The 11868-nt window shown below is 64.5% G+C and carries 11 protein-coding genes; 7 read left to right on the forward strand and 4 right to left on the reverse strand.

Annotation, left to right across the window (positions count from 1 at the left end; genetic code table 11):
* Positions 1-127: 127 nt before the first annotated feature.
* The 6 genes from lptF to HCZ87_RS08525 all read left to right on the forward strand — a co-directional run bounded on the left by lptF (position 128) and on the right by HCZ87_RS08525 (position 5593).
* Positions 128-1264: an LPS export ABC transporter permease LptF gene (gene lptF / locus HCZ87_RS08500; protein WP_175582192.1), complete on the forward strand. Its 1137-nt coding sequence runs from the start codon at positions 128-130 to the stop codon at positions 1262-1264.
* A 209-nt stretch (positions 1265-1473) separates the two neighbouring features.
* On the forward strand, positions 1474-2316 hold the full coding sequence (locus HCZ87_RS08505; RefSeq protein WP_368484099.1) for a glycosyltransferase family 2 protein: 843 nt from the start codon (positions 1474-1476) through the stop codon (positions 2314-2316).
* The gene (locus tag HCZ87_RS08510; protein ID WP_167643330.1) at positions 2316-2633 is read left to right on the forward strand and encodes a lipid-A-disaccharide synthase N-terminal domain-containing protein; all 318 of its coding nucleotides are present in this window, start codon (positions 2316-2318) and stop codon (positions 2631-2633) included. The genes HCZ87_RS08505 and HCZ87_RS08510 overlap by 1 nt, the downstream gene beginning before the upstream one ends.
* On the forward strand, positions 2599-4059 hold the full coding sequence (locus HCZ87_RS08515; protein WP_167643331.1) for a glycosyltransferase family 39 protein: 1461 nt from the start codon (positions 2599-2601) through the stop codon (positions 4057-4059). The genes HCZ87_RS08510 and HCZ87_RS08515 overlap by 35 nt, the downstream gene beginning before the upstream one ends.
* Positions 4056-4934 (forward strand): phosphatase PAP2 family protein, encoded by an 879-nt coding sequence (locus HCZ87_RS08520; protein ID WP_167643332.1) that lies wholly within the window; start codon positions 4056-4058, stop codon positions 4932-4934. The genes HCZ87_RS08515 and HCZ87_RS08520 overlap by 4 nt, the downstream gene beginning before the upstream one ends.
* Positions 4931-5593, forward strand: a complete 663-nt coding sequence (locus tag HCZ87_RS08525; RefSeq protein ID WP_167643333.1) for a phosphatase PAP2 family protein — start codon at positions 4931-4933, stop codon at positions 5591-5593. Before HCZ87_RS08520 ends, HCZ87_RS08525 begins: the two co-directional genes overlap by 4 nt.
* Positions 5594-5602: 9 nt before the next feature.
* Here HCZ87_RS08525 and HCZ87_RS08530 read toward each other — a convergent pair whose 3' ends face one another.
* The 4 genes from HCZ87_RS08530 to fsa all read right to left on the reverse strand — a co-directional run bounded on the left by HCZ87_RS08530 (position 5603) and on the right by fsa (position 9837).
* The gene (locus HCZ87_RS08530) at positions 5603-7258 is read right to left on the reverse strand and encodes a glycosyltransferase family 39 protein (protein ID WP_167643334.1); all 1656 of its coding nucleotides are present in this window, start codon (positions 7256-7258) and stop codon (positions 5603-5605) included.
* A gap of 90 nt (positions 7259-7348) precedes the next feature.
* Positions 7349-8284: a tyrosine recombinase XerC gene (locus HCZ87_RS08535; protein ID WP_167643335.1), complete on the reverse strand. Its 936-nt coding sequence runs from the start codon at positions 8282-8284 to the stop codon at positions 7349-7351.
* Positions 8281-8994 carry a DUF484 family protein gene (locus tag HCZ87_RS08540; RefSeq protein ID WP_167643336.1) on the reverse strand — a complete coding sequence of 238 codons (714 nt, stop codon included), beginning with the start codon at positions 8992-8994 and terminating at the stop codon, positions 8281-8283. The genes HCZ87_RS08535 and HCZ87_RS08540 overlap by 4 nt, the downstream gene beginning before the upstream one ends.
* 189 nt (positions 8995-9183) lie before the next feature.
* Positions 9184-9837: a fructose-6-phosphate aldolase gene (gene fsa, locus HCZ87_RS08545; RefSeq protein WP_167643337.1), complete on the reverse strand. Its 654-nt coding sequence runs from the start codon at positions 9835-9837 to the stop codon at positions 9184-9186.
* 107 nt (positions 9838-9944) lie between these two features.
* On the opposite strand from fsa, the gene HCZ87_RS08550 reads away from it, so the two are divergent.
* Positions 9945-11868: primosomal protein N' (locus HCZ87_RS08550; protein WP_167643338.1), on the forward strand; the 1924-nt coding region annotated here is incomplete at its 3' end.

The following is an 11868-nucleotide window of genomic DNA, read 5'->3' on the forward strand; positions in this document are numbered from 1 at the left end:
AACAGGTGCCATTTGCCAAAGTTTGCGCGTGGATCTACTAGTTTATGCGCGATCTGCTATTAGCTGACGTAAACACACGCCCCCGCCGTCTTCCGTGGCGGGCAAATGCAGGGACCCCGCCGAGCTCATGATTTCCCGATACGATGGATATGTGCTGCGCCAGTTGATCACCATGTGGAGCTTCTTCACGCTGATTCTGGCCGGGGTGTTCTGGATCTCCCGCTCGATCGGGCTGTTCTCGACCCTGCTTGGCGGCGGTCATTCGCCTTGGGTCTTCTTTGAGCTGACGGCGCTGACATTGCCGACGCTGCTGCGCACGGTGATGCCGATCGCCATTTTTGCCGCTGTGGTCTATGTCACCAACCGGCTGCGGCGGGAGAGCGAGCTGGTCGTCATGCAGGCCATTGGCAGCAGCCCGTTCCGCTTGGCACGGCCGGTGCTGTGGTTCGCCGCGCTGGCGGCGGTGATGGTTGGAACCCTGACCCTGGTGCTGCGCCCGGCCTCGCTGGAGGTCTTTGAGGCCCGCGAGGCGGAGCTGGAACAGGATCTCGCGGCAAAGCTGTTGAAGGAGGGGACATTCCTGCATCCGATGGACGGCGTGGTGGTCTATTTCGGCCAGATTGACCCGAATGGCACGCTGCGGGATGTCTATATCTCGGATCAGCGAAAAACCGGGGATAGCCTGACCTATACCGCCTCGCAGGCCTATCTGGTGCAGGAAAATGGCGCGGTTTATTCGGTGCTGGTGGATGGCATGGCGCTCCAGTTCGACCCCACGACGGAACATCTGTCGGCGACCTGGTTTGACGATCTGACCGTTGATATCTCGCGCTATGGCGGTCTGACCGCCCCGGAGCAGAGCAATATCCGGGCGCTTTCGACCCGGCGGCTGATTTCGGATCAGGATGATCTGATCGCTGAGGGGCGCTATGGCAAGGGGGACCTGGTGGAGGAACTCAACGAGCGGCTCTCCTGGATCGGGGTCTGCATCGCGGTGGCCTTGGTGGGATACAGCGCGCTGATGACGGGGGTTCATTCCCGCTTTGGCCTGTGGACGCAGATCGGCATCGCCTTCGTGATCCTCATCCTGGTGGAGGCCGCGCGGGGCGGGGTGTCGGGCCTGGTTCAGCAGAACCCGCAGCTCTGGTGGGTCTATCATGTGCCGATGCTGGTGGGCTGTCTGCTGGCGCTGGTTTTCCTGGCGATTGCTGGCCGTCCGATACGGATTGGCGGCTGGCTGCGCCGCGCCAAAGACCAGTCCTAGGCTGCGCTCGGCGCCGCCGCAGGACGAGAAGCGCGGAATATCGCCCAGAACGGATATAAAAGGCTCAACAATGCTCTACAAATATCGTAGAGCCGGAGCGAAAGACCGGAGCGAAACAGGATCCGGCCAATGGGACGGGGCCACGGGGCCCCTGCCACCTGATCGCGGAGAGTCACTCCCCGCAGAAGAAACTAAGGAGCATGGTCATCGTGTCGGCGACAACAACGTCAGCAGAACCGGAGCAGACACCCGTTGTCTCGATCATTAGCCCGATGCACAACGAGGCCGACAATGTCGCGGCGATGGTGTCGGAATTGGAAGTCGCACGCGCACAGATGCCCGCAAGCGAAGTCATCCTGGTCGATGACGGCTCGCGCGATGACACCGCCAGGCTGATTGCACAACATATGACGACCCGCCCCTGGTTGCGGCTGGTGCAGCATAAAACCGCCGGTGGTCAATCGGCGGCAGTGCATAGCGGTGTTCTGGCCGCGCGCGGCCGTGTGGTCTGCACGCTGGATGGCGATCTGCAAAACCCGCCTGCGGAATTGCCCAAGCTCTGCGCGCCGCTGCTTGCGCCGGACGCGCCGGAACGGCTCGGCCTGGTGGCAGGGCAGCGTCAAAAACGCCAGGACACGTTTTCAAAACGGATGGCGTCGCGCTGGGCGAACAAGCTGCGGGCCTATGTGCTCAATGATGACACCCGCGACACTGGTTGCGGCCTCAAGGCATTTCGCCGGGACGCCTATCTGCAATTGCCGTTCTTCAACCATATGCATCGCTACCTGCCGGCGCTGTTCGGCCGCCAGGGCTGGGATGTGGCGCATGTGGACGTGGCGCATCGCGCCCGCAGCGGTGGCGCGTCGAAATACACCAATTTCCAGCGTGCCATGGTCGGCGTATCGGATCTGATGGGGGTTGCCTGGTTGATCCGCCGCGCCAAAACCGCCAGCCCGCAAGAGGTGCGCGCGGCGGATCTGCTGCCTGACGGCGCTCAAACGCCTGCCGCCGCCGGGGCGACGGGGCAACATGATGGGGAGGCCGTGCTCTGATGCTTGAGGCTGTTCGCGAATTTTTCAAGGTTGATAGCACCGGAGAGCTGATCTGGGTGATCGTTGGCCTTGCGGCGCAATTGACCTTCTCCATGCGCTTCATCCTGCAATGGTGGGCTTCCGAAAAAGAGGGCCGCTCGGTCATTCCCGAGGTCTTCTGGTGGTTCTCCATCGGCGGCGGACTGACCCTCTTTGCCTATGCGCTGCACCGGCAGGACCCCGTCTTTATTCTTGGACAGTCGCTGGGTGTTTTCATCTACGCGCGTAACCTCTGGCTGATTTATGCTGAAAAGCGCGCATCCTCTCAGGAGGTTTGACCCCGTTCACATCGGCTATCTGCTGATCGCGGCCATTGCGGCGCTGCGATTGCTGGTGCTGTGGGCAAGCGATGCGGATCTGTTCTTTGACGAGTCGCAATATTGGCTCTGGGGGCAGAATTTTGATTTTGGCTACTACTCCAAGCCGCCGCTGATCGGCTGGGTGATCCGTGCGGTCACTGATCTGGCTGGCAGTGACAGCGCCTTTTGGGTGCGGGCGGCAGCGCCGCTGTTTCATGCCGCCGCTGCGCTGCTCTTGATGGCGGTGGCGCGGCGCATGTGGCGGGCCGAGGTTGGTCTAACGGTGGCGCTGACTTATCTCAGCCTGCCGATGATCGCGGTTGGCTCAGTACTGATCTCCACCGATACCATCCTGCTGCCGTTCTGGTGTGCGGCGCTCCTGCTGTGGCTGCGCCAGATGGAGGTGCCCCGCCTGCGCGATGCCGCGCTAATGGGGCTGTGCCTCGGGCTGGGCATGATGGCGAAATATGCGGCGGCCTATTTCCTGATCGGGGCGGGTCTGGCGCTGGTGGCCCTGCCGCACACGAGGCTGCCCTGGCGCAATGGCGCCGTCGCGCTGGTGGTCTCTATGGCGGTGATCGCGCCCAATGTGATCTGGAACATGGCCCATGATTTCGCCACGCTCAGCCATACGGCGGATAACGTCGATTGGGTGCGTCAGGATCATGGCCCGGCGCTGAATTTCGGCAAGCTGGCCGAATTCCTGGCGTCACAGGCGATGGTAATGGGACCGCTGCTGTTTGGCGGCTTCCTCTGGGCGGCCTATCACGGCCTGCGCTTTGGTCCGGCCGCCGCGCGCTGGCTCTTGTGCATGTCGCTGCCGGTCTTGCTCCTGGTCTGCGTGCAGGCGCTTTTGTCCAAGGCTTATGCCAATTGGGCGGCGATGACCTATCCGGCGGCTGTGCTTCTGGTGGTGCCCTTCCTGCTTCTGCGCGCGCGGCGGCTGTTGTGGGCGGCAATTGGGGTCAACCTCTGCCTGAGCCTCGCCATTGCGCTTGGTGCGGCGCAGGTGACCCATTGGATGCGCGGGGATCAATTGCTGCTCAAGCGCTACACGGGACGCGCCGAGATGGTGCAATCGGCGGCGGCGATTGCCCGCGCCGAGGGGCTGGAGGCGATCATTTCCGACAATCGCCATGTGCTGGCGGATGTCTTTTACTACGGGCGGGATCTGGGTCTGGCGCTCTATGCGGTGCCACATAGGGGCGCACAGCCGCATTACTACGCCGAACAATTTGCCCTGCCTGCCGAAGGCGCCCCGGCGGAGCTCTTGTACCTGGGGCAGGGGGCTCCCTGTGCCGATGCGCAGCTTCTGGGGGCGTTGGATACCGCCCCTGGGGCCTATGCCGGGCGCGGCCTCGGCGCCTATCGCGCGCCCGCCTCCTGCTGGGAGGGGCGCCCGTGAGATCCTCCTTCCTGAGGCCGCTGTTCTGGGTCTGGCTCGGGGCGGCGATGATATTCGCCATGGTCCCTGGCCTTGATCTCTGGACCTCTGGGCAGTTTTTTGATCCGGCGCTTGGCGGCTTCTATCTGGAGGGCAGCGCCGGGTTGCAGTTTCTGCGTCAGGTGATCTGGAACCTGTTTGATCTGGTCGCGCTGATTGCGCTCCTCTTCGGGGTGCAGGCCCTCTACACCCGTCACCCGCTGGAAATTCCGGGCCGGTTCTGGGGCTATTGCGTGACGCTGGTTGTCTTGGGGCCGGGGCTGCTGGTCAATGCGCTGCTCAAATCCCACTGGGGGCGCGCCCGCCCGGCCCATATCGACGTGTTCGGTGGTGACGCGCATTTCACTCCGGCGCTGCAATATGCGGATCAATGTGTCTCCAACTGCTCCTTTGTGTCGGGCGAGGCCTCCGCTGCCACCGTTGGGGCAATTATTGCCGGGCTGATCCTGTGGAACGTGGTTCCGCCGCAGCGCCGCCGGTTGCTGGTCTGCGCCATGGTGGGGTTTGCGCTGCTGGGCGCCAGCCTGCGGGTGTTCATGGGGCGTCACTTCTTGTCGGATGTCATCTGGGCGATGATTTTGATGCTCACGCTGAGCGTCTGGCTCGGGCGTCTGTTCCGCATTCGCGCGATCCTGCCCCGGGTGACCTGCGCGGCCTTGACGCGTGATGCGCGGGTGTTCTGGCTGGATGTCAGAGGCGTTCTGCTGCGCACGTCGCAGCAGCTGCGTGCCACAAACCGGCGCCTGCGCCGCCTGTCCGGGCTGGCCATGGGGCGGATGCGGGGTAGCCAACCCAAGGGTGACGAGCCGCAATCCCGACCCGGAGGCCCGCAATGAGCGATGTAAAATCCCCAGTAGCTGGTGGGGTCGTGTCCCGGCCCGGCCCAGTGTGGAGGCTTCTGCGCCATGTGATGCGCCAGTTCGGCCTCTTTGTGATGTTGTCCGTTTTTCTGGTCAGTATCTTGCTGTCGCAACGTACCGCCGAAACCATCGGCGACAATATCCAGATCGCCCTGCCGCTGACCGGCCTTGGCTGTGCCGTGGCCGAGGGGCGCGGGGTGCAGTATTTTGGCCGTTTCCTGTTGATGGAACTGGCGATTCACGGCTCCAAGACCGCGTTGGGTGACGCCGAGATCAACCAGCGCCCCAATGGCAGCGGCAAGGGGTTTCCCTCCGGCCATACCACCGCCGCCGCCTTTGGCGCCACCGCCTTGATTCAGGGCTGTCTGGCGGGCAACAAGAGCGCGCAGGCGGCAACGGTGATCGCGGCGGGCTATGTCGGCACCAGCCGAGTAGAGGCGGGGGCCCATACCATATGGCAGGTGCTTGCGGGCGCGGTTTTGGGATGGATCCTACAGGCCGCGACACTGGCCGCATTTGATCGCGCGATGGCGCGGCTTTGGTCCGGCGCCGGGCGCGGCGCTGCGGTGCTCCGCTCCGAGATGGCGATTGCACGCCGGCGCATCTGGCACTGGCTGCGTCGGGTCCGGCGCTAGGCCGAGGCGCTACTGCGTCTGATAGACCGTCAAATCCACCTCATCCGCGCCACCAATCGCAAATCCCGTGACCTCGCCGATCTGCGTCAAGGCGAGGCCCGTCTCTTGCGCGGCCTGCAAGAATGTCGGGGCGATCCCCGCATCGACAAAGGCCATGCCGCAGGGCGCCTGGCCAAGCGTCTGCGCCGCAATGAGCGGATCGGCTTCAAAGCGCACCGGCGCGGCATTCAGCAACATCAGCGATTCTTCGTGATAGCCGGTCGAGATCAGCAGCGGATCGGAGCAGAGATCGGCCGCCTGCGCATATTGCGTCAGCGCCACCGAGGGCCAGAGTTGCGGCACCCGCGCCAGATGTGCATAGAGCGAGACGCTCATGCCAAGGCTCAGCAACGCCAGCGCCCCGATGGGCAGCAGGTGCAGCGGGGCTGACATCATGCGCCAGAACAGCACCACACCACCAAGGCCGAGCAGCAGCCCAAGCCCCCACCAAAGGCTAAGCCCCGCGCCGAGATCGTAGCTGAACCAGCCGGAGGCGGCGGGGAACAGCAAGGCCAGCATTAGCATCCCCACCAGGAACACCCGGAAGATCAACCGTTGCGTGGTGGCTTCCTTTCGCGCCAGCCACCCGGCGGCAGCCAGCATCGCCAGCGCGGGATAGGTGGGCAGCACGTAATGCACCAGTTTTGTTGCGGCCAGTTCGAACATCAGCCAGGTCGGCAGGATCCAGGCCAGGCAAAACACCACCTCCGGGCGGCGCAGGTTGCGGATGACATAGGCCCCGGCAAAGGGCAGAAAGATCGCCGCCGGCCAGAAGGTGACCCACATGGCAAGCAGATAGGTGCCGGGCGGCGCGCCATGGCTTTCCTGGCCCGCGCCGACCTTGGCCAGCAGGTCCTTGCCCAGCGATTCCGTCCAGAACGCCCCGTCAGAGCGGATGGTGATGACGATGAACCAGGGCAGCACTAAGAGCAACAAGAGCGGCAGGCCCAGCTTGGGTTGCAGCGGCGCCAGCCAGCGAATTGCGCGCCGATGAAGGATCAACAAAACCAGCGTGCTGCCCACAACCACCGGCCCAAGCGGGCCTTTGATCAGGATCGACGCCGCAAGCGCGACCCAGAACAGCAATGCGACCGGGCGCGAGATGTGTTCGCCAACCCAGAGCCGCACCAGCACCCATTGGCAGGCGAGAATTGTCGCGAGGAGGGTCGAGTCGGTCTTGGCCAGCCGCGCCTCGGCGCCAAAGACAAAGCTGCTGGCCAGAAGCGCCCCCGCGAGGAAGGCGGCCTGCGCCCCCATCAATCGGAGCGCAATCAGATAGGTCAGCACCACCGACACCGCCGCCGCCAGCGCCGAGGGCAGGCGATAGGCCCAGACATCGTTCAAATGCGCCTCCGCGCCGAGCAGTGAGACAGATGCGCTCTGGAGCCAATAGATCCCCACCGGTTTCTTGTAGCGGGTGCCGTCGCCCAGACGGATGTCAATCAAATCGCCGCTCTCGACCATCTGGCGCGAGGCCTGGGAAAAACGGGTTTCGTCCCGGTCGATCGGCGGCAGGTCAAAAAAACCGGGCAGCACCATCAGGGCGGTGAAGAGCACCAGCGCCAGCTGCGGCAAATATCTGCCGCGCATGGCAAAGCGCTGCAAGGCGGAGTCCAGATGTTGCATGCCGTGGGGTCCTCTCGACGGGCGCGGGATCTGCGCTGCGCGGTCAAAACAGCCTGTGTCTGAAATGGGTAACGCCGTGGGCGCGGTGGCTCAAGCCTTTGGATGCGCGCGGGCGTAGATCTCCATCAAATGCGCGGTATTCACCGCCGTATAGGCCTGGGTGGTCGACAGCGACGCATGGCCCAGAAGCTCCTGAATGGCGCGCAGATCGCCGCCCGCCTCCAGAAGATGGGTGGCAAAACTGTGTCGCATCGCATGGGGGGTGGCGCTCGCGGGCAGACCGAGCTGGCGCCGCGCATCCGCCACCACGCCCTGGATCATGCGGGCATGCAGCGCACCGCCGCGCACACCGCGAAACAGCGGGCTGGCGGGCTCCTGCGGATGCGGGCAGAGCGTCAGATAACGGTCCACCGCCTCGCGGGCGGCGGCAAGCACGGGCACGATGCGCTCTTTGCCGCCCTTGCCGGTGATCCTGAGCGTTGCGGGCAGGGGGGCATCACGGCCCAAGAGGCCAAGCGCCTCGGAGATGCGCAGCCCGCAGCCGTAAAGCAGCGTCACCACGGCGACGTCGCGCGCCGCCACCCAATCGTGGCGGGATTGCAATTCCACCGTGTCGATCATCGCCCGCGCCGCGTCCTTGTCCAGCGGGCGGGGCAGTTTCTTTTGGAACTTTGGCGTGCGGGTGGAGAGCACGGCGGTGGGGTCAAACCCCTCGCCCCGTGCCAGCCAGCCGTAGAATTTCTTGATGGCCGAGAGCTTGCGGGCAAGCGAGCGCGCGCCGGTGCCGCTGGCCCGCGCCGAGGCCATCCAGGCGCGCATGTCGCCGGTGGTGATCTGGCGCAGCGCCCCCAGCCCCTGCGGGCCGCCAAAATGCAGGCTCATGAAACAGAGGAACTCGGTCACATCGCCGCGATAGGCGGTAAGGGTATTTTCCGCCGCACCCTCCAGCGCGCGCAGGCCCTCCAGCCAGGTTTGCAAGGCATCCCGCGCCGCGGGAGAGACCAGGGTTGGATCCTGCGCGTTCACGACAACCAGCGGCGCATGCTGCGCTCAAAAACACCGGCAAAAAAGGCGAGAAGATCGGTGGCATGCTGCGGGGTGAACTGCTGCGAATCCTCGGAGCCAAAGACCAGAAGACCGGGCAGGCGACCCGCGCCCAGATCCAGCCGCAAACAGGCCTCGGAGCGCAGTCGCGCACCCAGGTCGCCATAGATCCGGGCAGGGCCAGCCGAGATCTGGCGCAGCAGCACCGGGCGATCGCTGGAATAGGTGCGCCCCTGCGCAATATAGGAGCTGACAAAACCGGCCTCGGTGAATTTCAGCACATCGCCGACGCGTTCGACGGCGGCACCGGCCTCCTCCTGCGTGGTCTCCAGAATCAGCGCCAGCGCATCGACGCGCAGGATGTCGCGCAGATCGCCGCGCAGCACCTGCATGAACTCGGCAAAACTCTCGGGATCCAGGAGACGCAGCACGGCGCGGTGGATCTGATTGGTGCCGGCAAGGTTTTCATAGGCGGCGGCGATGACCAGGCGATGGGTGTCTTCCAGCCGGTCCAGCCGGGCCTCCAGCCGCTCCATCGCGACGCCGCGCAGATCGACGATATTGGCCCCCATGGCGCGTTCATTGGCCGCGACCAGCGCGCGCATCACATTTGGGTCGTCCAGCACCATGGCGGGCGCGTCGATGATTTTTTGGCGCAGGCTGTCGTCCAGCCCGGCGTTTGTGCTGCTCATGTCTTTTGAACCTCTGACCGGGTTTTATTCACTATAACACGGCCATTTCGCCGTTGCGCGCGAAAAATCGGAAAATTCCCGTCGGGTCAGCCGGAAATCCGGCGCGCTGCGGTAAGGTGCTGACCGGCAACAAAAAATGGCGCCCCGCGGGGAGGCGCCATTGCAATCTCAGTCACCCGCGCGTGGGGGTTACAGGATCTTGATATCGGCCGCCTTGATGTCGGCAAGGAAAGCATCGAGCCCCTTGTCGGTCAGCGGGTGGTTCACCATCGCCTTGATCACGGCGGGCGGTGCGGTGATCACATCGGCGCCAATGCGGGCGCAATCGAGGATATGATTGACCGAGCGAATGGAGGCCGCGAGGATCTCGGTTTCAAACCCGTAGTTGTCATAGACGGTGCGGATGTCCTCAATCAGCTCCATACCGTCGAGGTTAATATCGTCGAGGCGGCCAACGAAGGGCGAAATGAAACTCGCGCCCGCCTTGGCGGCCAGCAGCGCCTGATTGGCGGAGAAGCAGAGCGTCACATTGACCTTGTGACCATCGTCGGTCAGCGTCTTGCAGGCCTTCAGCCCGTCCCAGGTCAGCGGAACCTTGACGGCGATGTTGTCCGCGATCTCCAACAGTTTGCGGCCTTCGGCAATCATGGTCTCGGCGTCCACGGCGGTGACCTCGGCGGACACGGGACCATCGACCAGATCACAGATTTCCTTGGTGACCTCGATGATGTCACGGCCGGATTTCTTGATCAGCGAGGGGTTGGTGGTGACGCCGTCGACCATGCCGAGATCGTTCAGCTCGGCGATGGCGTCGATTTCGGCGGTGTCTACGAAGAATTTCATGGGCTTTGGTCCTCTGGATGGCTTGGCCTCGGTGCGCCTAGGCTTTACCTGATAGGAGCAGGCGCGAAAAGTGCGAATGCAGGCGAGGGAGCAACAGACCGCATCAGATGACCGATCACAGCCCGGAATATTTTGCCGCAGGCGAGCGGATCGGCGTGCTGACGACGGAGCCGCTGGATCGGATGCTTGATTACCGCGCGCCCGAGGGCGGCTGCTTTCTCGGCGCCTTTGTCGAGGTGCCGCTGGGGCCGCGCAAGGTGATTGCCGTGGTCTGGGGGCCGGGGATGGGCGGCTTTGACGCGGCCAAGCTGCGGTCGGCCTATCGGGTGCTGGATCTGGCGCCGATGCGCAGCGAGATGCGGGCGTTTCTGGAGCGCGCGGCGCAATACACGCTGACGCCGCTGTCGCTGATGCTGCGGCTGGCGACGCGGGCACCGGGGCTCGCGGATCCGCCCTCGATGCGCAAGATCCTGCGCCGGGGCGAGGGCGAGCCGGACCGGATGACCGATGCGCGCGGCAAGGTGCTCGACGTGATGGACGAATACGAGGGCGCGGCCTTCACCCCGAGCGAGCTTTCGGGCCTTGCGGGGGTGACCACCTCTGTGGTCAAGGGGCTGATCAAACAGGGGGTGATCCGCGAGGAAGACGCCCCGCGCGATCTGCCCTTCCCGCAGCTGAACCCGGAGCTGCCGGGCAAGACCCTGACCGAAGACCAGAGCAAAGCCGCCGAGGCGCTGGCCGCCGGTGTGACGTCTCATCGCTATGGCACCACGCTCCTGAAAGGGGTCACCGGCTCCGGCAAGACCGAAGTCTACCTGGAGGCCGTTGCCGCCTGCCTGCGCAAGGGGCGGCAGGCGCTGGTACTGCTGCCGGAAATCGCCCTTACGGCGGAGTTCCTGAAACGGGTCGAGGCGCGCTTTGGCGCGGTGCCGGCGGAATGGCATTCGGGTGTCACCATGACCGAACGGCGGCGGGTCTGGCGCATGGTCGGGCAGGGGGCGGCACAGCTGGTGATCGGCGCGCGCTCGTCGCTCTTTTTGCCGTTTCGCGATCTTGGTCTGATCATCGTCGATGAGGAGCACGACACCTCCTATAAACAGGAAGAGGGCGTTCTCTATAATGCCCGCGATCTGGCGGTCTGGCGGGCGTCCCTGTGTCAGGCGCAGGTGGTGCTGGCCTCCGCCACGCCGAGCCTGGAGACCTGGGTCAATGCAGAGGCTGGCAAATACGCCCGGCTTGACCTGACCTCGCGCTTTGGCGAGGCGGTGCTGCCGGAGATGCGCGCCGTGGATATGCGGTCCGAGGATCTGCTGCCCGCCACCTGGATCTCGCCGACGCTGAAGCAGGGCATGAAGCTGCGCATCGAACGGGGCGAACAATCGCTCCTGTTCCTCAACCGTCGTGGCTTTGCGCCGGTGACCATCTGCCGGGCCTGCGGGGCGCAGGTGGCCTGCGACAATTGCGATGCGCGCATGGTCGAGCACCGGTTCATGAAACGGCTGATGTGCCACCAATGCGGTGAAACCAAACCGGTGCCCACCGAATGCCCCTCCTGCAAGGTAGAGGGCAAGATGGCCCCCGTCGGCCCCGGCATCGAGCGGCTGGCCGAGGAGGCTGCCGCGCTCTTTCCCGAGGCTCGCATCGCGGTGCTGAGTTCGGATCTTTTTGGTTCTGCCCGCGCCCTGAAACAGCGGATCGAGGATATCGCCAAGGGCGAGGCGGATATTATCCTTGGCACCCAGCTGGTTGCCAAAGGGCATAATTTTCCCTTGCTGACGCTGGTCGGGGTGATTGATGCGGATCTCGGCCTGCAAGGGTCCGACCTGCGCGCGGCCGAGCGGACCTTTCAATTGATGCGGCAGGTCGCGGGCCGCGCGGGGCGGGCAGAACGGCGGGGCGAGGCGCTGCTCCAGAGCTTTCAGCCCGAGCATCCGGGGATCCGGGCGATCCTTTTCGGCGACGAGGAGAGCTTCTGGCGCGCCGAGGCCGAGCAGCGACAGGCTGCCGGGGTGCCGCCCTTTGGCCGGATGG

This window comes from Phaeobacter sp. HF9A (assembly GCF_011806385.1).
In the GTDB taxonomy this organism is placed as follows: Bacteria; Pseudomonadota; Alphaproteobacteria; order Rhodobacterales; family Rhodobacteraceae; genus Epibacterium.